The organism is Paracoccus stylophorae (assembly GCF_028553765.1).
Lineage (GTDB): Bacteria > Pseudomonadota > Alphaproteobacteria > Rhodobacterales > Rhodobacteraceae > Paracoccus > Paracoccus stylophorae.
This window is the reverse complement of the sequence record NZ_CP067134.1, coordinates 3584350-3608449: the sequence shown is the minus strand read 5'-3', so window position 1 is coordinate 3608449 and position 24100 is coordinate 3584350. Positions and strand designations below refer to the sequence as shown.

18 protein-coding genes and 1 pseudogene are annotated in these 24100 nt (G+C 67.1%); 14 read left to right on the top strand and 5 right to left on the bottom strand.

Annotated features, from left to right (window positions below):
- The first annotated feature begins 1 nt into the window (after position 1).
- The 3 genes and pseudogenes from treY to treS all read left to right on the top strand — a co-directional run bounded on the left by treY (position 2) and on the right by treS (position 5938).
- The gene (gene treY, locus JHW45_RS17760) at positions 2–2353 is read left to right on the top strand and encodes a malto-oligosyltrehalose synthase (protein ID WP_272858916.1); all 2352 of its coding nucleotides are present in this window, start codon (positions 2–4) and stop codon (positions 2351–2353) included.
- Between the two features lie 127 nt (positions 2354–2480).
- Positions 2481–3704, top strand: a pseudogene (locus JHW45_RS17755) (sugar phosphate nucleotidyltransferase); the annotation flags it as partial.
- Positions 3705–3829: 125 nt separating this feature from the next.
- Positions 3830–5938: a maltose alpha-D-glucosyltransferase gene (treS, locus tag JHW45_RS17750; protein ID WP_272858914.1), complete on the top strand. Its 2109-nt coding sequence runs from the start codon at positions 3830–3832 to the stop codon at positions 5936–5938.
- 161 nt (positions 5939–6099) lie between these two features.
- Here treS and JHW45_RS17745 read toward each other — a convergent pair whose 3' ends face one another.
- Genes JHW45_RS17745 through JHW45_RS17735 form a run of 3 tightly spaced genes read right to left on the bottom strand, consistent with a single transcriptional unit; the run spans position 6100 to position 8884 of the window.
- Positions 6100–6873: a hypothetical protein gene (locus JHW45_RS17745; RefSeq protein ID WP_272858913.1), complete on the bottom strand. Its 774-nt coding sequence runs from the start codon at positions 6871–6873 to the stop codon at positions 6100–6102.
- Positions 6864–7892 (bottom strand): Gfo/Idh/MocA family protein, encoded by a 1029-nt coding sequence (locus JHW45_RS17740; protein ID WP_272858912.1) that lies wholly within the window; start codon positions 7890–7892, stop codon positions 6864–6866. Before JHW45_RS17740 ends, JHW45_RS17745 begins: the two co-directional genes overlap by 10 nt.
- Positions 7883–8884 (bottom strand): MDR/zinc-dependent alcohol dehydrogenase-like family protein, encoded by a 1002-nt coding sequence (locus JHW45_RS17735; RefSeq protein WP_272858911.1) that lies wholly within the window; start codon positions 8882–8884, stop codon positions 7883–7885. Before JHW45_RS17735 ends, JHW45_RS17740 begins: the two co-directional genes overlap by 10 nt.
- Here JHW45_RS17735 and JHW45_RS17730 point away from each other — a divergent pair.
- Genes JHW45_RS17730 through JHW45_RS17685 form a run of 10 tightly spaced genes read left to right on the top strand, consistent with a single transcriptional unit; the run spans position 8883 to position 18629 of the window.
- On the top strand, positions 8883–9080 hold the full coding sequence (locus tag JHW45_RS17730; RefSeq protein ID WP_272858910.1) for a hypothetical protein: 198 nt from the start codon (positions 8883–8885) through the stop codon (positions 9078–9080). The two genes, JHW45_RS17735 and JHW45_RS17730, sit on opposite strands and share 2 nt — an antisense overlap.
- A complete protein-coding gene (locus tag JHW45_RS17725; RefSeq protein WP_272858909.1) occupies positions 9077–10180 on the top strand; it encodes an NAD-dependent epimerase/dehydratase family protein in 1104 nt (367 codons plus the stop codon). Before JHW45_RS17730 ends, JHW45_RS17725 begins: the two co-directional genes overlap by 4 nt.
- A complete protein-coding gene (locus tag JHW45_RS17720; protein ID WP_272858908.1) occupies positions 10177–12183 on the top strand; it encodes an SDR family NAD(P)-dependent oxidoreductase in 2007 nt (668 codons plus the stop codon). The genes JHW45_RS17725 and JHW45_RS17720 overlap by 4 nt, the downstream gene beginning before the upstream one ends.
- Positions 12180–13268 carry a glycosyltransferase family 4 protein gene (locus tag JHW45_RS17715; RefSeq protein WP_272858907.1) on the top strand — a complete coding sequence of 363 codons (1089 nt, stop codon included), beginning with the start codon at positions 12180–12182 and terminating at the stop codon, positions 13266–13268. Before JHW45_RS17720 ends, JHW45_RS17715 begins: the two co-directional genes overlap by 4 nt.
- A 1-nt stretch (position 13269) precedes the next feature.
- Positions 13270–14379, top strand: coding sequence for a CgeB family protein (locus JHW45_RS17710; protein ID WP_272858906.1), 1110 nt, complete (start codon positions 13270–13272; stop codon positions 14377–14379).
- On the top strand, positions 14376–15467 hold the full coding sequence (locus JHW45_RS17705) for a CgeB family protein (protein WP_272858905.1): 1092 nt from the start codon (positions 14376–14378) through the stop codon (positions 15465–15467). The genes JHW45_RS17710 and JHW45_RS17705 overlap by 4 nt, the downstream gene beginning before the upstream one ends.
- On the top strand, positions 15464–16555 hold the full coding sequence (locus tag JHW45_RS17700) for a CgeB family protein (protein WP_272858904.1): 1092 nt from the start codon (positions 15464–15466) through the stop codon (positions 16553–16555). The genes JHW45_RS17705 and JHW45_RS17700 overlap by 4 nt, the downstream gene beginning before the upstream one ends.
- Before the next feature lie 18 nt (positions 16556–16573).
- Positions 16574–17590, top strand: a complete 1017-nt coding sequence (locus tag JHW45_RS17695; protein ID WP_272858903.1) for a UDP-glucuronic acid decarboxylase family protein — start codon at positions 16574–16576, stop codon at positions 17588–17590.
- Positions 17590–18333, top strand: coding sequence for a TIGR04290 family methyltransferase (locus JHW45_RS17690; protein WP_272858902.1), 744 nt, complete (start codon positions 17590–17592; stop codon positions 18331–18333). Before JHW45_RS17695 ends, JHW45_RS17690 begins: the two co-directional genes overlap by 1 nt.
- Positions 18334–18356: 23 nt before the next feature.
- A complete protein-coding gene (locus tag JHW45_RS17685) occupies positions 18357–18629 on the top strand; it encodes a hypothetical protein (RefSeq protein ID WP_272858901.1) in 273 nt (90 codons plus the stop codon).
- Positions 18630–19227: 598 nt separating this feature from the next.
- On the opposite strand, the gene JHW45_RS17680 is transcribed toward JHW45_RS17685, so the two are convergent.
- Both JHW45_RS17680 and JHW45_RS17675 read right to left on the bottom strand, forming a co-directional pair.
- Positions 19228–19857, bottom strand: a complete 630-nt coding sequence (locus JHW45_RS17680; protein WP_272858900.1) for a superoxide dismutase family protein — start codon at positions 19855–19857, stop codon at positions 19228–19230.
- Positions 19858–19998: 141 nt separating this feature from the next.
- Positions 19999–22581, bottom strand: a complete 2583-nt coding sequence (locus tag JHW45_RS17675) for a family 16 glycosylhydrolase (protein WP_272858899.1) — start codon at positions 22579–22581, stop codon at positions 19999–20001.
- Between the two features lie 379 nt (positions 22582–22960).
- Here JHW45_RS17675 and JHW45_RS17670 point away from each other — a divergent pair, with 379 nt between their 5' ends.
- Complete coding sequence (locus tag JHW45_RS17670; protein ID WP_272858898.1) at positions 22961–24016, top strand: C4-dicarboxylate TRAP transporter substrate-binding protein; 1056 nt, start codon at positions 22961–22963, stop codon at positions 24014–24016.
- Positions 24017–24100 lie beyond the last annotated feature (84 nt).

Genomic DNA, 24100 nt, shown 5'->3' with positions numbered 1-24100 from the left:
CATGCGACATCTGCCTGCGTCGTGCTATCGGCTGCAACTGCGCGGCGGCATGGATTTCGACCGGGCCGAGCGGGTGCTTGGCTATCTTGAGCGGCTGGGGATCACGCATCTTTACCTGTCGCCGATCTTTGCCGCGCAACCCGGCTCGTCCCACGGCTATGACGTGATCGACCCGACGGTGATCGACGCGGCGCTTGGCGGGCGAGCGGGATTCGATCGGCTGGCTGTTGCCGCACGGGCGCGCGGCATCGGGATCGTGCTGGACATCGTGCCGAACCACATGGCGTTCACGCTGGACAATCCCTGGCTGCGCGACCTGCTGGCCAAGGGCGACGCCAGCCGATACCGCGCCCATTTCGACATCGCGCCGGACCGGCGGCTGGTGCTGCCGATGCTGCCGGCGCCGTTCGAGGATGTGTTGCAGGATGGTGGTTTTGCCGTCGAGGACGATGAGGGGGGACCGGTGCTGGTTCACGGGCCGCTGCGGGTGCCGCTGGACGCGCGCACCATGCCCGACACCTTGCCGGGTCCGGATGACCGCGCCGCGATCCGCGCGCTGCACGACCGGCAGTTCTGGCGGCTGTGCCACTGGCGGGCCGAGCGGGACGCGATCACGCATCGCCGGTTCTTCAGCATCAGCGGCCTGATCGGTGTCCGGGTTGAGGATGCCCGGGTGTTCGAGGACACGCATCGCCTGATCATCGAATTGTGCAAATCGGGGACGGTCGCGGGGCTGCGGATCGATCACATCGACGGGCTGGCCGATCCCGCCGCCTATCTGGAACGGCTGCGGGATCGTCTGCCCGATACGCCGCTGTGGGTGGAAAAGATCATCGCCCCCGATGAGACCCTTCCCGACTGGCCGATTGCGGGCACGACGGGATATGTGCTTGCCCGCGACATCGCGCAGGTCCTGACCGATACGGGCGGCGCGCGACGGATCGACGATTTCTATCGCGGCATCACCGGACGGACGGCCGATTTCGGCGACGTGGTCGCATCCGCCAAGCGCCAGGTTCTGGAAACCGAGCTTGCCGCCGAACTGTGGCAGCTTCATGCGATGGTCATGCGGGCCGCGGCAGACGATCCGGTCGCGGCGGAATACGGGCCCGAGACCTGGCGCCGGGCCATCGTCGAGCTGATCGCGCATCTGGACCGGTATCGCCCCTATCTGGACGACAGTGACCCGCGCCCGGAGGACGTGGCGGCGCTGGAAGATGCGGCATCGCGGGCGGCAGAGGATGCAGAGCGGCATGCGGTGGATTTTCTTCTGCGCTGCCTGCTGGACCCGGACGGGAAGGCCACGGCGCTGCGCCTGCGGTTTCAACAGGTCTCGGGCGCGGTCATGGCCAAGGGGCAGGAGGACACGGCCTTTTATCGTTACAACGCGCTGATCGGCGCGAACGAGGTCGGCGCCGAGCCGGACCGCCCCGCCATCGACGCGGCCACCTTCCACGCCCGCATGCACGCGCGCATGCGCGATATGCCCCAGGGCCTCAGCCTGACCTCCAGCCACGACACCAAGCGGTCCGAGGATGCGCGCGCGCGTCTTGCCGCGCTGAGCCACCATCCCGACGCGGCCGAAGCCCTGTTCGCGGCGGCCTCGGCGGTGGACGGTGCCGATGCTGTCGATCCGAACCTGCGGTGGTATCTGGTGCAATCGCTGTGGGCGATGATGCCCGGCTGCGACGGTCGCGACGATCTGGCCACGCGGCTTTGCGATCACGCGACCAAGGCGATGCGCGAAGCCAAGGAAGGCACGTCATGGCAGGACCCGAACGAGGCTTTCGAAGCCGCCGGACTGGCCTTCGTCAGATCGCTGGCCCGCGCGCTTGATCCGCTTCCGGCCGCCACGCAGGATGCCGCGCGCACCGCGTCGCGGCTTTCGCTTGCGCAGGTGGCGCTGAAGCTGACCTTGCCGGGGATTCCCGACATCTATCAGGACTGCGAGATCGGCAATTATCGCCTGACCGATCCGGACAACCGCGCGCCGGTGGATTTCGCCCGCCTCGATGCCGCGCTGGACGACCCGGCGACGCTTTTGCGCAAGGAGGACCGCGAGAAGCTGGACCTGACGCGCCGGCTTCTTGGGCTGCGGCGCGACGAACCGGTCCTGTTCGCGGCAGGCGAATATCTTCCCGACGATCAGGCGCCCGCCGGCACGGTCGGATTCCGGCGCGTTCACGGCAACAGCATATTGCGGGTGCTGGTGTCGGCGCCAGCGCCCCTCGATGCGCAGGCGGTGGCGGCGCGTGCGGGCGAGGTGCGCATCTGGCCACCCGCCGATCACGCGATGTCAGAATGTGCCGTCGCCCTGTTCCGGTCTGCCAGGGCGGAAGACGATGGCCGATAACGCGATCGGAGGACGCCGCTGGCGATAAATCCTGCGGTTGTGGAACCGGAGGACGGCAGGGAAAGTTTTCGTTTTCAGATAATCGGGAACAGGCCCGCGTTGCTTGTCAGGTCAGGGATAAGGTGCCATGCAGATCATGACACACGCCTTCAGGGCGCAGGACGACGCGATGTCCGATTGTCCGGTCGTCCTGCTGGCCGGAGGACGGGGGACGCGGCTGCATGAACTGTCGGACCGGCAATGCAAGCCCGCGCTGCGATTCGGCGATCACGGCAGGATCATGGATTTCAGCCTGGGGAACGCGCGCAATTCGGGTGTCCGTCACGTCATCGCCGCCACCCAGTATCGGCCGGAAACCCTGCATCGACGGCTGACCCAGCTTTGGGGGCCGATCTTTGAGGCCCGAGGCGGGTTCATCGACGTGCGGCATGGTCCCGAGGTCACGGGTCATGCCGAAGGCTATGTCGGGACCGCCGCGGCCGTCACCGAGAATATGGACCGCCTCGATGCGCTGCCGACGCGCGACGTGCTGATCCTGGCGGCGGATCATGTCTATCGTATGGATTACCGCGCCATGCTGCAAAGGCATCGTGACAGCGGGGCCGATCTTACCATCGCCGCGGCCGCCGTTCCGCTGGATACCGCGCACGGCTTTGGCATCATCGACGCGGACGAGGACGGCAGGATCACCGAATTTCTGGAAGAACCGGCAAACCCGCCCGCCATGAGAGACGATCCTGCCCGCGCCTTGGCCAGCATGGGGATATATATCTTCCGGTGGACGGCGCTGCGGAAAGCCCTGTTGAACGACCGGAGCAGGGACGGGTCGCGGCACGATTTCGGCTTCGACATCGTGCCGTCATTCGTCCGGGCAGGGCGGGCCATTGGTCATGCGCTGCAAGCGCCGGTGCCGGGGGCACAGGCTTACTGGCGCGATGTCGGCACGCTGGACGCCTATCTCGATGCGCATCTGGACTTGGTCCACCAGCAGCGCGATCTTGCGCTGCTGGATCGAAGATGGCCGGTGCTGCCTGCCGTGGCTGGCGGAAACTCGGGACTGGCCAGCGCCGCGCCCGGTGGCGAACTGGCACCGCAGGACGTGGTGGAGTCGTTCGTCGCCTCGCACAGCGTGATCGGCAAGGACGCGCGCGTGACAGGGTCCGCCGTGATGCAGGGCGCCGTCATCGGACGGGGCGCGCGGATTTCGGGCTGCATCCTTGCGCCGGGATCGGTGATCGAGCCGGACATGGTGATCGGCGAGGATGCGCAGGAAGATGCGCGCTGGTTCCGGCGCACCGAGCGCGGGACCGTTCTGGTAACGCCCCGGATGCTTCTGGCGCGCAGCCAGGCCGGGCAGGTGGCCGGGCTGCATCCTGCCGCGCGCGGATCGGCCGGCATCGCGCCCAAGGACGGCTGCGATCTGGCAGAAGCAGCCTGCGACGTCTGATTGCGGCGGGAACGCTGGAAAGGTGAAGGATGGAGAAGAATGCACGTTCGGATAAGGACAGGACAGCAGGCCCCGGGCCCGAGGCGTCCGATCATCGCGTCGCGGAACTGGAACGGATGTCGATGCTGCACCAGGCGCGGCAGGCGGCGCGCGCCTATGGCGGCTCGGCGCGGATGTGGCGCAGGCCCTACGCCGTGGCCCAGCCCCGCAAGGCAAGCGCGGTCGCACCTGTCTGGATCACGACCTATCCGGCATCCGTCATCACGCCCGAAGGCTCTTCCGTGCTGGCGTCGCTGGGCGATCAGACGCTGTGGCGCGCCCTGTCGTCCATCGGCATCCGCGCGATTCATACCGGCCCGACAAAGCGATCGGGCGGCTATCTCGACGGGCGCTATACGCCGACGATCGACGGCAATTTCGACCGGATCGGTTTCGATGTCGATCCGGGCTTCGGCACACGCGACGAATACGTCACGCTCAGCGCCATCGCGGCGGCGCACAACGCCGTGGTGATCGACGATGTGATTCCGTCGCATACCGGAAAGGGACCGGATTTTCACCTGGCCTGCATGCGGCACGCGGATTATCCGGGGCTTTATCACATGATCGAGATCGCACCGGACGACTGGGATCTTCTGCCCGAGGTGCCCGCCGGCCGCCAATCCGCCAACCTGTCGCCGGACACCGTCGATCTGCTGGCCGAGCGCGACTATATCGCCGGGCAGCTTCATCGCGTCATCTTTTTCGAGCCGGGCGTCAAGGAAACCGACTGGAGCGTGACGGCCCCGATCAAGGGCGTTGACGGAAAGATGCGCCGCTGGGTCTATCTGCATTACTTCAAGGAGGGGCAGCCCAGCCTCAACTGGCTTGACCCGTCATTCGCCGCCCAGACGATGATCATGGGCGATGCGCTGCATTCGCTGGACCAGCTGGGCGCGCGCGGTCTGCGTCTGGACGCGAACGGCTTTCTGGGCATCGAAAAGCGCGAGAACGGCACGGTCTGGTCGGAAAGCCATCCGCTGTCGGTGGTGGGCAACAGCCTGCTGGGCGGCATGGTGCGAAAGGCCGGCGGGTTCACCTTTCAGGAACTGAACCTGACGGTGGACGACATCGCCGCCATGTCCGGGCACGGCGCCGATCTGTCCTATGATTTCATCACCCGTCCCGCCTATCATCACGCGCTGGTGACGGGCGACACCGAATTCCTGCGGATGATGCTGCGGATGGTGCATGATTACGGCATCGATCCCGCCTCGCTGATCCACGCCATGCAGAACCACGATGAACTGACGCTGGAACTGGTGCATTTCTGGACCCTGCACGCCAACGACATGTTCGATCTGGGCGGGCAGTCGTGGCAGGGACGCACGCTGCGCGACCATATCCGCGAGACCATGTACGAGGCGATCAGCGGCCCGCGCGCGCCCTATAACCTGCGTTTCGTCACCAACGGCGTCGCCTGCACCACGGTCAGCCTGATCGCGGCGGCGCTGGGGCACGAGGATCTGGACGCGCTGGACGCCGGCCAGATCGAGGAAATCCGGCGCGCGCATCTGCTGCTGGTGATGTATAACGCGTTCCAGCCGGGGGTGTTCGCGCTGTCGGGCTGGGATCTGGTCGGCGCGCTGCCGCTGGACCCCGATCAGGTGGCGCATCTGATGTCGGATGGCGACACGCGCTGGATCGCGCGCGGCGCCTATGACCTGACGGGCGCGGTGCCCGATGCCAGCCATTCGGCCGACGGGCTGCCGCGGGCGCGCACGCTGTATGGGCCGATCACCGAACAGCTTGACGACCCGGACAGTTTCGCCAGCCGGCTGAAACGTCTGCTTGCCGTGCGCGAGGCGCACGGGATCGCGGCCAGCGAACAGATTGCCATTCCCGACGTGCAGACGCCGGGCCTGCTGGTGATGATGCACGAACTGCCCGACCGGCGCGGGCGGCAGATCACGGCGCTGAATTTCGGGCGCGAGCCGGTGGACGAAGTCCTGACGCTGGACGTGCCGAGGTCCGGACCGGTTCTGGACATGATCGCCGAGACGGTCGAGGGCGAGGTCGGCGACGACGGACGCCTGCACCTGCAACTCGACCCGCTGCAGGGGCGGTCCCTGCGCATCGCCTATCCGCTGCCGATCTGAACAGGCGCAGCGGTGGTGCGCGGTGTCGGCGGCGGTGGCCCGGGCGCGAAAGCTTTCTTTTCGTGTAGAGGACTTCCCACCGGGGCTGAAACGCAAACGGAACCTTCAGGCCGGCGTCTCCGGCGCGCCGCGAGCGTTCGGCGATGGGCATCCCGAAGGCGCTAATCCGAGCGGCGCGCCGAAAAGGCGGAAAGCCATCGCTCCAGACCGGTCGCCATTCCCGCGTCGGAATATTGCTGGAAATAGGGAAGGGCGCGGATCAGGCGCGACCATTCGACATCGGTATCGTCCAGTCGCCGCGTGAAGATGTGCGACAACTGCTCGGGGATCCTCAGCCCGGCGTCCTGATGGCTGAAGAAAAGCGCGAATGGCGCCGTGTTCAGCTGCGCGGTCAGCCCCGCCAGATCCTTCAGCACATCCGCGTCGCCCGTCCTGCTGGCGCCCAGATACAGAAGAAGCCTGCGCCCCTCGACCACCGTTTGCGTCGTCGACATCACGAAGCTGACGGCGAGGGTCAGGACGATCATCCCGTTCACCGCCACCACCACGCCCAACAGCGCGATGCCGGTCGAGGCCGGCGATGTGGGGCCGCCGCCGACGGTGGAAAGCAGGTGCCCGACATGGGAAATATATCCCACGGCATCGGCGGTGCGCCCCGCGTTCTGCTCGACCAGGGAATCCGGCACACCCATGAAGATCATCGCCCATGACAGATTGACGCCAAGGATCCACCACGTGGCTGCGGTTGCGACGACCAGGGGTCCGATCACCTTGTGCTTGAGGTCGGTTTCCGGCAGGCGCCTGACCAGTCTGAACGCAAGCTTTCCGATGCGCATGGCGATGGGGCTGGTGTCGTTCGTCCCCACCGTCGTCATCAGGAAGTCGGCCATGACGATCATCAGGCAGATCAAGCCAAGAAGTCCGATCAGCGGCATCTGTCACCTTCAAGGGCCGCAGCATAGATGCGGTCGATGATCCGTGAAAGCTGCACGAAATTTTCGGCCGCCGGATCGTGGCCTTCTGCCTGCCCCAGGCGCCGTGCCCACTCTGCCAGCGCGCGGCCGCCCCAGTCGTCGGGCGGTTCGGCCAGCAGGCGGCGCGCGGTGCCGGTATGATGATACGCCGCGAAATCGAAGAACGAGCCGTCGCGGTTATGCATGGCGGCGCCGCCTTGCGTGCCGTGGAAACTGGCTTCGATCACCGCATCCCGCCCCGCCGAGAGGTTCCACGAACACGCGATCCGCACCACCGCGCCAGAACCCAGTTGCAGGGTGACGGTGGCGTAATCCTCGACCTGATCGCGCGCGGTCAGCGGGCGGCCGCCGGCGAAAAGCTGCGCCGAGACGTTGGTGACGGGCGGAAAAGCCAGCACCCAAAGCGCCAGATCCACCAGATGCACCCCCAGATCCATGACGCAACCGCCGCCCGACTGGGCGGCATCGTAGAACCAGGGCTTGTCGGGGCCATAGGCGTTGTGAAACACCAGATCGGCCGCAAAGACCTCGCCGATGTCGCCGCCTTGCACGATCTCGCGAATGGCCTGCATTGCCGCCGTGTGGCGATAGCAGAGATCGAGCCCAAGCAGGCGGTCGGCGCGTTCCGCGGCGGCGACGGCGCGCGCGGCCTCATCGGCGTCGCGCCCCAGGGGTTTCTGGCAGAACACCGCCACGCCGCTGTTCAGGGCGGCAATCGTCTGCTCGGCGTGCAGCGCGCTGGGGGTGGCGATCACCACCCCGTCGCACCCCCTATCCAGAACGTCGGCAAGGGTGCTGCCCCGCGCCGCGCCGGGGGCCAGCGCGCCCGCCTCGGCCAGGCAGTCCGCCACCGGATCGGCCAAGGCCACGATCTCGGCCAGCCCGGTGTCGGCCAGCGCGCGCATCCGCAGCCGCCCGATCCAGCCCAGCCCCAGAAAGCCCAGCCGCGGGCGGGTGGTCACAGAGGTTTCTAGCGGCATGTCACCCATGCCTTGACGAAACCGTCGGGCTTGTCGCGGGTGGCGTCCAGCGCCGCGCCCAGATCCTCCAGTGCAAAGCGATGGGTCAGAAGCGGCTCGATATCCAGCCGTCCCGCCATCACCGCCTGGACCGCACGTTCCATCCCCGCGACGCAGGTGGCGGGGTCGCGTTCATGGGCGTTGATCACGTCGATGCCGCGCCAGTTCCAGCTTTGCATGTTCACCTGCCGGGGTCCGTCCTGGTGATAGCCCGCGATCACCAGCCGCCCATGCGTGCCCACCAGCTCTGCGGCCAGATCCAGCGGCCATTGCAGCCCCACCGCCTCGATCGCCACCTCGCACATCGCGCCGTCGGTCAGCGCGCGCACCTCGTCGATGATGGCCCAGTGATCGTGCATCGCGATGGTGCGTGCCGCCCCCATCCGCCGCGCCAGCGCCAGCGATTCTGGCCGGCGCGAAATGGCGATCACCTCGGCCCCCAAATTCGCCGCCAGCCGGGTCAGCGCGGCACCCAGAAAGCCGATCCCGACGATGGCGACCCGCATGCCCGGCTCGATGCGGCTGCGCGCGAGGATGTTCATGGCGCACCCCAACGCCTCGCCGGGAAAGGGGCGGCCGTCCAGTTCCGGCGGCAGCGCCACCACCTGATCGGCGGCGGCCAGATCGAAGGCGGCATAGCTGCGCTGACCCAGAAACGCGACCCGGTCGCCCGTGCGCAGCCCCGTCACTCCGGCCCCCAGGGCATCGACATGGCCCCAGCCCTCATGTCCGGGCGCGCCGGGTTCCGTGGGAAAGACCATCCAGTCCGGCCCCGCCCATGGCCCCAGATTCGAGGCGCATACCCCGCAGCCTTCCAGCGCGATGCGCACCTGTCCGGGGCCGGGACGGGGGATCGGGTGTTCGACCAGATCGAACTGTCCCTTCCCGGTCAGCCGCGCGGCCGGCATCGTGTCGGCGGCGGATGTGCAGAGTTGTGGCGAGGTGTCGTGCATGCAGAAGGCTCCTCCGATCCTGCGGCGTCGTGACCCGAAGAAGCATGAGCAGCTTCTTCCGCACATCCAACCAACGATGGCGGCTCGGGTTCCAGCAAAAAGCGCCAAGCGCCTGAGGTTGCGGAACCATTCCTCGCTTTCCGCTGTTGCACTGAAAATATCGGTGACGCCCGACGGGCAGAAGGGGGAGCAGTGACAAGGGTTCTGATAACGGGCGGCTGCGGCTTCATCGGCCGGCATGTGGCCCAGGAATTGCAGCAGCACGGCCACGAGGTGCGCGTTTATGACGCGCTGATCGAACAGGTCCATGAAGGTGCCGCCGCGCTTCCCGACGATGTAGATTTCATCCGTGGCGACATGCGCGACGCCGACAGCCTGCGCGGCGCGCTGAAGGGCTGCGATGCGGTGCTGCATCTGGCGGCCGAGGTCGGCGTCGGCCAGTCCATGTACGAGATCGCGCGCTATGTCGGCGCGAACGATCTGGGCACGGCGGTCCTGCTGGAGGCGCTGCTGGATCACCCGGTCGAACGCATCGTCGTCGCCTCGTCGATGAGCGTCTATGGCGAGGGGCGCTATGCCACCGCCTCGGGCGAGACGGTCGATACCGCCCGACGCGATGCCGAGGCGGTGCGCGGCGGGCGCTGGAACATTCCGGGGCCGGACGGCCAGCCCCTGCAGGCGGTGCCGACGGATGAGACGAAACCCGTCGATCTTGCCTCGATCTATGCGCTGACGAAATACGCGCAGGAACGCCAGGTGCTGATCTTCGGCGACACCTATCCGCCCGAGGCGGTGGCGCTGCGGCTGTTCAACGTCTTCGGTGCGGGGCAGGCGCTGTCGAACCCCTATACCGGCGTGCTGGCGAATTTCGCATCGCGTCTGGCCAGCGGCGAGCGGCCGACGATCTTCGAGGACGGCGAACAGCAGCGCGACTTCGTCCATGTCGAGGATGTCGCCCGCGCCTTCCGCCTGGCGCTGGAAACGCCCGGCATCGGCGGCGAGGTCTTCAATATCGGCTCGGGTCAAGCCTACAGCATCGCCCGCGTCGCCGAATTGCTGGCGGCCGAGATGGACCGGCCCGATCTGGAACCGGAGATCCTTGGCCGTTCGCGCGCCGGCGACATCCGCAACTGTTTCGCCGACATTTCCAAGGCGCGCGAGCGGCTGGGCTTTGCGCCGGAGCGCCGGCTTGAGGAATCGCTGGACGATTTCGTGGAATGGGTGCGCGGCCAGACCGTCATCGACCGCGGCGCCGAGATGCGCCGCCAGCTCGAGGCGCGGAGGCTGGTATCATGACCGAGCGGTTCGGCTTTGCCGAGTGGTTCCGCCCGGGCGAACATGCGCGCGTCGAACGTGCGCTGGCGGACATGCGCGCCGCCGGGGCGACCTATCTGCGCACGCACCTGTCCTGGGCGGAATACCACGCGCCGGGCGGCGAGGAATGGTATGACTGGCTGCTGCCCCATCTGGGGCGTGACATCGACCTGCTGCCTTGCGTGCATTACACGCCGCCATCGCTGTCGCGCACGGGAAAGTCGTCAGGGCCGCCGCACGATCTGAAATCATACGCCGATTTCATCGACCGCGTGCTGACCCGCCACGGACAGCATTTCACCCATGTCGAATTGTGGAACGAGCCCAACAACCTGCTGGACTGGGACTGGCGCTACGACAGCGACCATCTGCTGTTCTGCGAGATGGCCGGCGGCGCGGCCCACTGGATCAACGAACGTGGCTGGAAGGCGGTTCTGGGCGGGCCGTGCCCTTTCGATCCGCTGTGGCTGGACCTGATGGGTCAGCGCGGGCTGCTGGCCGAGATGGCGGCGGTGGGTCTGCATGGCTTTCCCGGCACCTGGGACAGCGAGGAGGGATCGTGGCGCGGCTGGGATGCGCTGCTGGAGGAGACGCGCGCGATCCTGAACCGCTATAACCCGCAGGCCGAAATCTGGCTGACCGAGACCGGCTATTCAACCTGGCGGGGGGACGAGGCCGCGCAGATGCGCCGTTTCGTCGACGCGCTCGATGCCGGGGCGGACCGGATGTACTGGTATGGCTGGGCCGATCTGCCGGGCGATATCGCGGTGCAGGAAGGGCTGTGGTTCGACCCGCGCCATTATCACATGGGCGCGGTCGATGCGCGCGGCCGACCGAAACTGCTGGCCCGGCTGCTGACCTCGGGCGGGGTGGACCGGGTGCGCGAGGTGACGCGGCTTGCCGCGCCGGGGCTGTCCGGCGCGGTCAAGCCCGTGGTCATCACCGGCGGCAGCGGCTTTATCGGCAGCAATCTGGCCGACAACCTGCTGGCCGAGGGGCGCGAGGTGATCGTCTATGACAACCTCTCGCGGCCCGGTGTGGAACAGAACCTGCATTGGCTGGCCGAGCGTCACGGCGCGCGGCTGCATCCGGTGCCGGCCGATCTGGCCGACATGACCTCGCTGCGGGCGGCGGTGCGCGATGCCGACAGCGTCGTGCATCTGGCCGCGCAGACGGCGGTGACGACCAGCCTGACCGACCCGATGCAGGATTTCGAGATCAATGCCCGCGGCACGCTGAACCTGCTGGAGGCCGTGCGCGCCACCGGCCGTCGCGTCCCGGTGCTGTTTGCCAGCACCAACAAGGTCTATGGCGCGCTGGAAGACGTAGCGATGGCCGAACATGACGACCGCCATCTGCCCGAGGACCGCGACCTGCGCGACAACGGCATCGGCGAGGGTCGCCCGCTGGATTTCTGCACGCCCTATGGCTGCTCGAAAGGGGTGGCCGACCAGTATGTGCTGGATTACGCGACATCCTATGACATCCCGGCGGCAGTGCTGCGGATGAGCTGCATCTATGGCCCGCGCCAGTTCGGGACCGAGGATCAGGGCTGGGTCGCGCATTTCCTGATCCGCGCGCTGGAGGGCCGCGAAATCTCGATCTATGGCGACGGCAAGCAGGTGCGCGACGTGCTGCATGTCGATGATTGCGTGGCCGCCTATCGCGGTGTGCTGGACAATATCGACGCGCTCAGCGGCATGGCCTTCAACCTTGGCGGCGGGCCGCGCAACGCGGTCAGCCTGAACGCGGTGCTGGATCAGATCGCGCGCCTGACCGGAGAACCCTGCGAGGTCAGCCGGCACGACTGGCGGCAGGGCGATCAGTTCTGGTTCGTGGCCGATACCGGCCTGCTGCAAACCCGCACCGGCTGGCAGCCGCGCATCGGCTGGCAAGAGGGGTTGGGTCAGCTGGCCGACTGGCTGCGCCAGAACCGCAGCTTTCCCGCGAAAACGCCCGCGCAGCGGCGGGTGATGGCCTCATGACACGGGTGCTGATGACACTCGATGCGGTGGGCGGGGTGTGGCGCTATGCGCTGGATCTGGGCCGTGGGCTGCGCGAGCGGGGCGATGAGGTGGTGTTCGCAGGCTTCGGCCCCGCCCCCAGCCCGGCGCAGCGGGCCGAGGCCGAGGCGGTCGGCGTGCTCGACTGGGGCCGCGCGCCGCTGGAATGGATGGTCCCCGACGCCGCAGGATTGGCCGATGTGCCGCGCGAGATCGCGGACATGGCCCGGCGGCACCGCGCGGAATTGCTGCATCTGAACCTGCCGGGACAGGCGGCGGGGCTGGATCTGGACCTGCCCATCGTCGCCGTCTCTCATTCCTGCGTCGCGACGTGGTTTCGCGCGGTCCGGGGCAGCGCGCTGCCGCCGGACTGGGCATGGCAGGCGCGGCTGGCGCAGGCCGGTTTCGACGCCGCCGATGCGGTCATCGCGCCCTCGCGCGCCCATGCCGATGCGTTGACCGCGTGTTACGGACCCATCGACCGGCTGCAGGTGGTGCATAACGCCAGCGCCGCGCCCGCCATCCGCCTGCCGCAGCGCCCCATCGTGGCCGCCGCCGGGCGCTGGTGGGATGAGGGCAAGGACGCGGCGACGCTGGACCTTGCCGCGGCCGAGACCCGCTGGCCGGTCCACATGGCCGGCCCGACGCGCGGCGATAACGGCGCGCAGGTCGCGCTGCGCCACGCCACGACGCTGGGGTCGCTGCCGCATGCGGACACGCTGGCGCTGGTGCAGGGCGCGGGCATCTTCGTGTCGCCCTCGATCTACGAACCCTTCGGGCTTGCCGTGGCCGAGGCGGCGCGCGCCGCCGTGCCGCTGGTCCTCAGCGACATCCCCACCTATCGCGAGCTTTGGGACGGGGCGGCGCTGTTCTTTGCGCCCCGCGACGCGGCGGCGCTGGCGGCGGCGGTCAACCGGCTGATCGACGACCCCGCCCTGCGCGCCCGCATGGGGCAGGCGGCGCAGGACTGGGCGGCGCGCTATTCGCTGGCCGCGCAGGTTCAGGCCATGGCCGCAATTCACGACCGGCTGCGTGCGCAACACGCCGCCGGGGCAGAGGTTCACTGACATGCGCTTTGTCTTCTACACTCATTCCCTGATCTCGGACTGGAACCACGGCAACGCGCATTTCCTGCGCGGCGTGATGCGCGAATTGCAGCATCTGGGCCATCAGGCGCAGGCGCTTGAGCCCGAGCAGTCCTGGTCGCGCGACAACCTGATCGCCGAGCAGGGCGAGGGCGCCATCGAGGCCTTTCACCACGCCTTTCCGATGCTGCACACCCGCCGCTATGACGCCGACACCCGGCATCAGGACCTGCTGGACGGTGCCGATGTGGTGGTGGTGCATGAATGGACCGACCCGGCGCTGATTGCGGAACTGGGCGCGCTGCGCCGGGGCGGGGCGCGGTTCACGCTGCTGTTTCACGACACCCATCACCGCGCCGTCAGCGCCGAGGGCGAGATCGGCGCGCTCGATCTCTCGAATTACGACGGCATTCTCGCGTTTGGCGAGACGCTGCGCGAACGCTATCTGCGCGCGGGCTGGGGGCGGCAGGTGTTCACTTGGCACGAGGCGGCGGACGTGGCGCTGTTCCATCCGCTGGATCAGGAGCCGCAGGCCGATCTGGTCTGGATCGGCAATTGGGGCGACGGCGAACGCAGTGCCGAACTGGCCGAGTTCCTGATCGAGCCGGTGGCAGCACTGGGCCTGTCGGCCAACATTCGCGGCGTTCGCTATCCCGATGAGGCGCTGGCGCGGCTGCATCAGGCCGGGATCGCCTATGGCGGCTGGATCGCCAATGCCGATGTGCCGCGCGAATTCGCCCGCCACCGCGTCACCGTGCATGTGCCGCGCGCCCCCTATGTGCAGGCGCTGCCCGGCATCCCCACCATCCGCATGTTCGAGGCGCTCGCCTGCGGCATCCCGCTGGTCAGCGCGCCGTGGGACGATTGCGAAGGGCTGTTCCGCCCCGGCACCGACCATCTGCGCGCCCGCAACGGCCCCGAGATGCGCGACCATCTGTCCTCGCTGATCCACGATCCAGCGAAGCGCCGCGAGATCGCCGCCGCCGGGCTGGAGACGATCCGCGCCCGCCACACCTGCCGCCACCGCGCCGAAGAGCTGCTGTCAATCCTGGCCCGGCTTGGGACATCTGCGCAGACGGAGAATATCGCATGACCAAGATCGCCTTTTACGGCTCCAGCCTGCTGTCGGCCTATTGGAACGGGGCGGCGACCTATTATCGCGGCATCCTGCGGGCGCTGGCGGCGCGCGGCTATGACATCACATTCTACGAACCCGACGTCCACGACCGGCAGCAGAACCGCGACATCGACCCGCCCGACTGGGCCCGCGTCGTGGTCTATGACGGCACCATTCCCGCCTTGCGCGACGCGGCCGCCAAGGCCGCGACGGCCGATATCGTGGTCAAGGCCAGCGGCGTCGGCTTTCAGGACGATCTGCTGCTGACCGAGGTGATGGGGGCCGCCCGGCCCGACGCCCTGCGCATCTTCTGGGACGTGGACGCCCCCGCCACGCTGGCCGAACTGCGCGCCGCCTCCGAACACCCGCTGCGCACGGCGCTGCCCGACCTCGATCTGGTGCTGACCTATGGCGGCGGACAGCCGGTCATCGACGCCTATCGCGCCCTTGGCGCGCGCGACTGTGTGCCGGTCTATAACGCGCTTGACCCCGACACCCACCATCCGGTGCCGCCCGAGCCGCGCTTCGCCTGCGACATGGCGTTTCTGGGCAACCGCCTGCCCGACCGCGAGGCGCGGGTCGCGGCGTGGTTCTTTGCCCCCGCCGCCGCCTGCCCCGAGGCGCGCTTCCTGCTGGGTGGATCGGGCTGGCAGGGGCACGGGATGCCGGACAATGTCCGCGCGCTCGGCCATGTGCCGACGCGCGATCATAACGCGCTGAATGCCAGCGCGCGCATGGTGCTGAACATCGCCCGCGACAGCATGGCGGAAACGGGGTTTTCCCCCGCCACCCGCGTCTTCGAGGCCGCCGGGGCCGGGGCCTGCATCGTCACCGACGCCTGGGAAGGGGTCGAGATGTTTCTTGCGCCGGGCGAGGAAATTCTCGTGGCCCGCGACGGGCAGGACGTGGCCGACCTTGTCCGAAGCGTTTCGCCCCAACGGGCCGCGCGGATCGGAGAGGCGGCGCTGCAACGGGTTCTGAACGAGCACACCTATACCCACCGCGCGGCGCTGGCCGACGATCTGTTCCGCGCCCGGCTGGCTGCGGCGAGGGAAACCGCATGAGCGCGCCGCTGGACATCGTGATCCTGGGCCTCTCGCTCAGCTCGTCCTGGGGCAATGGCCATGCCACCACCTATCGCGCCCTGCTGCGCGGGCTGGCAGAAGAAGGCCACAAGGTGCTGTTTCTGGAACGCGACGTGCCGTGGTACGCGCCCCACCGCGACCTGCCCGCCCCCGATTTCTGCGAATTGCAGCTTTACGACGATCCGGCCGCGATGCTGGACCGCCATCGCGACCGGCTGACCCGGGCCGATGCGGTGATGGTCGGATCGTATGTGCCGGACGGGGTGCAGATCATCGACGCGCTGCACGCGCTGAACCCGCAGCTTCTGTGCTTTTACGACATCGACACGCCGGTGACGCTGGACCGGCTGGACCAGGGCGACGAGGAATATCTGGCCGCGCGTCAGGTCGGCCTCTTCGACATCTATTTCTCGTTCTCCGGCGGCGCGGTGCTGGAGCATCTGGAAAAGCAGCGCGGCGCGCGCCGGGCCGAGGCGCTGTATTGCGCCGTCGACGCGGATCGCTATGGTCCGATGGACGTGAAGCAGAGATGGGATCTGGGCTATCTCGGCACCTACAGCCCCGACCGGCAGCCGACGCTTGAGGCGCTGCTGCTGGAACCCGCCCGCCTGCTGCCGGACCGCCGCTTTGTCGTCGCCGGGCCGCAATATCCCGACGACATCGACTGGCCCGAAAATGTCGAGCGGATCGAGCATCTGCCGCCGGCGCGCCATGTCGAGTTCTACAACGGGCAGGCTTTTACCCTGAACGTCACCCGCGCCGCGATGCGCCGCATGGGTTGGTCCCCCAGCGTGCGCCTGTTCGAGGCCGGCGCCTGCGCCACGCCGATCATCAGCGACGACTGGCGCGGGCTGAACGAGCTGTTTCCCGATGGCGAGGCCATCGTCATCGCGCAGGATACGCAGGACGTGGTGGCGGCGCTGACCGGGCTGAGCGATCCCGCCCGCCGGGCGTTGGGAGAGAATGCGCGCCGCCGCGTGCTGGCCGAACATACCGGCCGGGCGCGGGCGCGTGAACTGGCGCGCGTGCTGCACGGCGCGCGCGCAGACAGAATGGAGCGGACGTAACCAAACAGGAGAGGGGCGATGAATATCAGACCCGAAACACCCGCGAAGAACACCATCCTTGTCGCCGGCGGCGCCGGTTTCGTCGGCTCGCATCTGTGCGAGGCGCTGCTGGAACAGGGGCACCGCGTGCTGTGCCTTGACAGCTTCGCCACCGGGCGAGAGGACAACATCCTGCCGCTGTGCAGCTATGACGATTTCCGCATAGTGCGCGGCGATGTGCGCACAAGGCTGGTGCTTCGCGAACGGGTGGACCGGGTCTATAACCTCGCCAGCCCGGCCTCGCCGCCGCATTACCAGGCCGACCCCATCCACACGATGCTGACCAATGTGCAGGGCACCGCGCATCTGCTGGATCTGGCGCGCGATCACGGCGCGCGTTTCCTGCAGGCTTCGACCAGCGAGGTCTATGGCGACCCCCAGATCCACCCCCAGCCCGAGGATTATCCCGGCCGCGTCAACTGCACCGGCCCGCGCGCCTGCTATGACGAGGGCAAGCGCGCCGCCGAGGCTTTGTGTTTCGATCATGCGCGCGCCGGACTGGATGTGCGGGTGGCGCGGATCTTCAACACCTACGGGCCGCGCATGCGCCCCGATGACGGGCGCGTGGTGTCGAATTTCCTTGTCCAAGCGCTGCGCGGGCAAGACATCACCATCTATGGCAAGGGGCGGCAGACGCGGTCCTTCTGCTATGTCTCGGACCTGGTGGCCGGCCTGATCGCGCTGATGGAGGTGCCGACTGCGCCCAAGACCGCGATCAATCTGGGCAATCCGGAAGAGTTCACCATTCTGGAACTGGCGCAGCAGGTGCAGGTGCTGGTGCCCGGCGAAGCGCAACTGGTGTTCCGCCCGCTGCCCACGGACGACCCAAAGCGGCGCTGCCCGGACATCTCGCGGGCGCGCGAATTGCTGGGCTGGGCGCCCAGGGTCTCGTTGAATCAGGGCCTGCCGCAGACCGCCACTTGGTTCGCGGCGGCGGTGGGCGCCGGTCGCACCCCCCAGGGCGCCGATGCGCCGCTGTCGCAGGTGCCGGGCTGATGGACGGGCGCGACGACCTTTCCCGCCAGATTAAGGCGCTGGGCCCGTGGTTCCACAATCTGCGCATCGGCGGCATCCAGACTGCGCCCGACCATTTTCTGGGCGACTATCCCAGCTTCAAATGGCAGGGCTTCCGCCATGTGCTGCCCGAGGATCTGAGCGGCCGCAGCGTGCTGGATATCGGCTGCAATGCCGGCTTCTATGCGCTGGAAATGGCGCGGCGCGGCGCGTCCGAGGTGGTGGCGGTGGATTCCGACCCGCATTACCTGCGACAGGCGCGTTTCGCCGCCGAACAGGCCGGCGCCGACATCGCGTTTCACCAGATGTCGGTCTATGATGTCGGTCGCCTCGGGCGGCGCTTCGATCTGGTGATCTTCATGGGCGTGCTTTATCACCTGCGCCACCCGCTGCTGGCGCTGGACCTGCTGCACGAGCATGTCGTGGGCGATCAGATGCTGTTTCAGTGCATGCAGCGCGGGGCGCAGGACGTCGCGGCGCTGGATCAGGATTACGATTTCAACGACGACACGCCGTTCCGTCAGGACGCCGCCCCGCGCCTGCATTTCGTCGAGCACCGCTTTGCCGGCGATCCGACCAACTGGTTCGTCCCCAACCGCGCCGCGACCGAAGCCATGCTGCGCAGTTCCGGCTTTGCCATCGAGGCCCATCCCGAGCCCGAGGTCTATCTTTGCCGCCGCACCGACCGCCCCGCCGCGACCGAGCCTCCGCCCCGCATCGCGTAAGGCAGAACCCCAAGGAGACACAGATGACCACATCCCAGACCACCACCGACCACGACACCATCCGCAAATGGGCCGAGGCCCGCAACGGCCACCCCGCCCGCGTCAAGGACACCGGCGACAACGGCGGCCTGCTGCGCATCGATTTCAACGAACCCGAGGAGCGGCTGGAAGAAATCTCGTGGGACGAGTTCTTCCGCATCTTCGAGGAAAACGATCTGGCGTTCCTGTATCAGGAGACGCTGGAGGATGGCTCCACCAGCCGTTTCAACAAGCTGGTGGACCGCAAGAATGCCTGAGCGCTGTGCGCTGGAGAGGAAGCTCTCGCAGCTTGCGTGGCGGGCCGAATCATGGGCGTGAACCTGTGCTGCGCCGGGGGAGGGCAGGTGGCGGTCAGGCCGCCAGGGGCGCAGGCTCAGCCTTGAAGTCAACGCCGTCCTGGCGGCGGGCAGCGCGGTTTGCGCTGAAATCCCTTCTAATCCCGGCGCCCGGCCGACCGGGCTGCATTAACCGTTCTTGAACGAATTTCGTTCAGAAACTTGACCGATCCTGTCCTCGACACGCATTGAGGTCCGACGATGTATGCACATTCCGTGGAAGGCTTGCCGCCGTCCGAGTGGGAGACGCTGGAAGCAAAAGAACCCGAGTTGCCCCCCATGCGGGGGCGTGGATCGAAACTATCATAGCGAAACGGGTGGCATCCGATCTGGAGTCCGCCGTGTGACTGGACGTGACGCTGGATGCCAATGTCGAACGCTTTGCCGGTGAGCTCTGACGCCTGTCCGAGACCGAAAGATCAGGGAGGGTTATCGAATTGCGGACCAGATATGGCGGAAACGGCCGCTCAGGCGGCCGTTGCATCCTCTGATCAGTTTGAAGAACGTAACCGTCGAACCGTCAGTTCGCTTCGACGACACCGCAGGAAAGGCGGTCACCGGCGTCGCCAGAGGGCTGGGATTTATAGTCATCCGTGCCGGCATGAATGACGATGGCCGAACCATCATCGTCCATCAGGTCGGCCATCTTGAAGTCCGCCACGAAGTGGTCGATCTTCGCCGTGCCATCTGCGCCGACGGTGAAATTCGGCAAGTCGCCCGGGTGAGGGCCGCCCGCAGTCAGAACACCGTGCTCCTTGCCGCCGGTGAAATGACCGCCTGCGCTTTCGAAGTCGGGACCCTCGCATGTGCCGGTCTCGTGGATATGAATTGCGTGCTCTCCGCCCGGGGGGAGGCCCTTCAGTTCCGCCTGGACAAGGACGATGCCTGACGGCGTCTCCATCAGGTTCACCATACCGGCGTCCGTGCCGTCAGACAGCACCATTCGGGCCGTCGCATCCGGCTGCATTTCGGCAGTCGCCTGGTCGTCGGCGTTGCCTGCCGGAGCCGAGGTAGCAGCATCATCCGCGTCCGACGCGGCTTGGGAATGAACGGCGGCGGGGGCCAGGGCCAGGGCGAATGCGGCAGCCATCACTGCCGGGGCCATGCGGTTGAACAAGGTGCGGGTGGGGGTGAAGGTTTTTTCGATCATCGGACTCTCCTGTTCGGCCAAAGGGCCACTGGGATTGACATGGACAACGTCGCTCGTGACGCAATGTTCCCTCGCTTGCGGGTCGGTGGAGGCCTGTCTTCGGCGATGTGAGGGGGGCGCCCTGCGCGCGTCACCGAAGGCTCAGCCGAACTGAAGCGCGTCCCAGACCTGCGTGGGATCGGCCAAGCGGATGCCGGCGATGTCCTGCCAGTCGCCGTCCTCGTCCGGCTGCACCCACAGCCGCAGCCAGTTTCCCGCCTGCGTCAGCCGCACATCCTCGGCCGCCTGGGCGATCCTGCTGATGTCCAGCCGGTCGCCGGGGGCGAAATCCATGATCTCGGTGTTGCTGGCGCAGGCCGTGAGGATGAACAGATCCTCGCCTTCCTCGCCGTAAAGCCGGTCGCCGCAGCCCTGCGCGACCAGCGTATCCTGACCCGCGCCGCCGTTCAGGTGGTTCCTGCCCGTCCGCCCGTCAAGCCAGTCGTCGCCATCCAGACCGCGCAGCAGGTCATCGCCCGCGCCACCACGCAGCATGTCGTCAAGCGAACCGCCGCGCAGCCGCTCTCCGTGATCGTGCCCCTGCAAATTCATGCCGGAACGATCCGGGTCCGGCGGCGCGGGCTGGTCCGGGATCGGGGGATCGGCCCGAGGCGGGTCATGATCCTCAGCTGTGCCCGCGCGCGACTCGCCCGGTTGCGCAAGGGGATCGGCGACGGTCTGGCCAAAGGCACGCCCGCCGCCCGCGGCAATCTCGAAGCTGCCGTCGCCGAAGGCGCTCAGCTCGGTATCGCGGAATGAGATCGAGCCGCCTTCGCCCAGATCCAGATGCACATGCGCGCCGTCCTGACGCAGCCGCGACAGCAGGTCCGCGGCATCTCCGACCGCGTAACCCGTAAGCCGGATCCGGTCGCTTGCGTCAAATCCCAGCACCACGTCGTGCCCGTCCCCGAAGGCGTGCACGATCACGTCGTCCCCGTCGACGGTGACGATCAGGTCGTCGCCCTGGCCGCCGCGCAAGGTGTTGGCATGGCTGTTGCCCTCGATCCGGTTGTCGCCGGCATTGCCGGTGAAGACGGCCCGTCGGGCGCCCGGCAGCGCGGTCAGGTTCTCGACATGGTCCGGCAGGGTAAAGTTGTGCAGGGCATGGACCAGATCGACGCCGCCGACCGGCATGTCGGTCACGAGAGTGTCGCGGCGATAGACGAAGAACTCGTCCCCGCCCGCGCCGCCGCGCAGCGTGATCGCGCCCCGCCCGATGCCGCCGGTATCGGTCATCCGGTCGCCATCGTCGCCCGCCGCGATCAGCCCGTCGCCATCCGCATCGGCGATCCGGCGGGCGTCGCGGGTCCCGCTGGTCCACACGTTCGGCGTGACCGACCAGCGCACCGCGAACTGGTCGATCTGGAACGCCTCGGCCCGCGTGTCGCGGAAGACGATCGTCTGCGGGTCCGAGGGATAGGCCCCGTTCGCAAGCCAGACATCGTTGCCCACCTGCGTCAGACGGGTTTTCGCGTCCTGCGCGCCGTCGAAATGGAACCCTTCCAGCACGATCAGATCGTCCGCGCCAAAATCCGAAACGATGGCGTTTCCGGTGCCGCGCGTGACATGCAGGATGTCGCGGCCCCCGCCCAGTGACACGAAATCCTGCCCGGCGCCGCCGCCCGTGACGATCACGTCATCCCCGGCCGAGCCGACGATCCGCGAGCCGGTTTCGTCATCGACGACAACCGCGCCGATGCCGTCGGCCCGAATCTCATGCGTGGGCTTCAGCGCATAGACGGCGACGGAATCGATCTTGAAGTCGTTGCCGGGCGCGAAGGTCAGGTGATCCAACCCGTCGACCGGGTTCCACCCCCAGGTCGAGCCGATCTGGTCGTTGATGATGACATACATCGGCGTAGTCAGATCCTCGGGCACCGGGCTGCGGTAGATCTCGACCATCGACTCGCGATCCCGGCCGAAATGGAAGGCGATGTGATCCGGCGTCCATTCGGCGGCCCAGGTCCATTTGCCGTCGTGAAGATCGGCGCCGAATTCCTGCAGCGCGTCGGTGGTGTGCTGGAAGATATATTGTTCGCCCCCGCTCAGCTGCTTGACCATCGGCGCGCGCGGGTTGCCGTCGGCGTCCGGGTCATGGGGATTGGTCCAGTCGACATCCTGCGTCTGGTTGCCCGCGATGTCGGTGCGATCGAAGAACGCGGCGCTGGAAAACGTGTTGTCCTTGCCGGTCGGCGCGCCGACGCCCTTGCTGTAGATCTCGAAAATGTCGATCTCGGGCGGCCAGCCGATGCCGGCGGGGGCCAGCCAGAAGGCGGGCCAATGGCCCTTGCCGACAGGGATTTCGGCGGTAATCTCGTAATAACCATAGGCTTGCGCCCAGGTTTCCGCCGTCGAGACCATGCCGGTGTAATAGCGGACCTGCCCGGCCTGATCGGCACGCCCGACACCGGCCAGCGCGTCGCGCACCAGATCCAGCTTGTCGTCTGGGATCACGCCCGACCCGATGTTCAGCGATCCGTTCGACACCTTCAGCGGGTCGATGCCGACCGCCCGGCCGTCCTGCGTCCGGGTCGCGTCCGACAGAAAGACGGATTGCGGCCCGTTGGTCATCAGGTCGTCGCGCCGCCCCGAGGTGGACCACAGGCCGCGGCCATCGCCATACGCATTCAGGGTGCCGTCGAAATCGTCCCGGAAGACAAGTTCGTATGCCGAAGATAAGGCCATGGGTTCGCTTTGCGCCGAAGTGGAAGGGAGCGGGATCACGCCGCAGACCATCGCGACCGCGCAGCAAGCTGTCAACCTTAGGTTGTATTCGAGCATTGTCATTTTACTTCCACGTTTTCGGCGGCCGCCGTGCGTCGATGGAACAGCAGAACGGCAAGCGCCTGCCGGGGTCGGTTCCAAGCCCCTGCCCCTGATCTCAACGGGATTTCAATAACAGGTCTTCAGCGGTCTTGTCCCGTCTGCGCCCTGCTGCGCGCAACTGCCGACAGTCAACAGGCGAACGCCGGCGGTGCCAGCAGCAGGCGGGCCGCGTTCGCAAAGAAATGTTTCATTATGCGATCCGATGTGCCACTGTGCGGAACATAAGAGGGGGAATCACATGAGAAGACTTATCAGCACAGCCTTGACCGCCACCGCGCTTGTCGCGGCCGGGACCTGCGCGACTGCGCAGACGACGCTGATCTATGGCGAGGCGGGGCCGAACCGTGGCGTGCGGGCCGAAGGCACCAAATGGTTCGTCGATCAGGTCGGCAAGCTGTCGGACGGCAATGTCATGATCGACGTGAACTGGGGCGGGGCGCTGTTTTCGGAAAAGGCGGCCGTCCAGTCGATCCGCGACGGCGTGGCCGATCTGGGCAGCGTCATCGGCGTCTATTTTCCGCAGGACATGATCGCCTACGGGCTTGCCGATCTGCCGATCCCGAACAGCGATCCGTGGGTGGGGATGCGTGCCGTCGACCAGATCATGCGCACCGATCCGCAGGTGGAAAAGAACCTGGCCGAGCAGAACCTGGTCTATGTCGGCACCTATACCACCTCGGCCGTGCAGGTCGGATGCAAGGGCAAGACGATCAAGTCGCTGGACGATCTGGAAGGGCTGAAGATCCGGGGCGTGGGCGCCTATGGCAAGGTGTTCAACGATCTGGGCGCCACCCCCGTCGACATGAGCGTGTACGAGGCCTATCAGGGGCTTGAGACCGGTCTGATCGACTGCACCCAGACCTATCCCTATCTGGTCAAGGCGCTGAAATTCGACGAGGTCTTCGACAGCTATACCGAGCTGGACTGGGGCCAGATCGGTGCGCTGGGCATCATGATGAACAAGGACAGCTTCGACGCGCTGTCGCCCGAGGACCAGCAGGCCATCATGACCGCGGGTGAGGGGCTGGCCGATGAATTCGGTCGCATCCTGACCGCCGCGAACGAGGAATCGGTCCAGATCCTGCGCGACGCGGGCAAGGAGGTGTCGGCCATTTCCGACGCCGACCGCCAGACGCTGGTCGAGGCCAGCAAGCCCTATATCGCCGAATGGATCGAGCGTGCGAACGCGGCCGGGCTGGATGGCGATGGGATGGTCGAGGAATACAGGACCCTGATTGCGCAATACGCCAGGCAGCGCGACGAAAAGGGCTATCCCTGGTCGTCCAGCAACTGATCGCGATGGGCGAAGCGGTGGCCTGACCGTCGCTTCGCCCGCTGATCCCCGTCATGCGGCGGGCTTCCGATCCTTGCCGGAAAG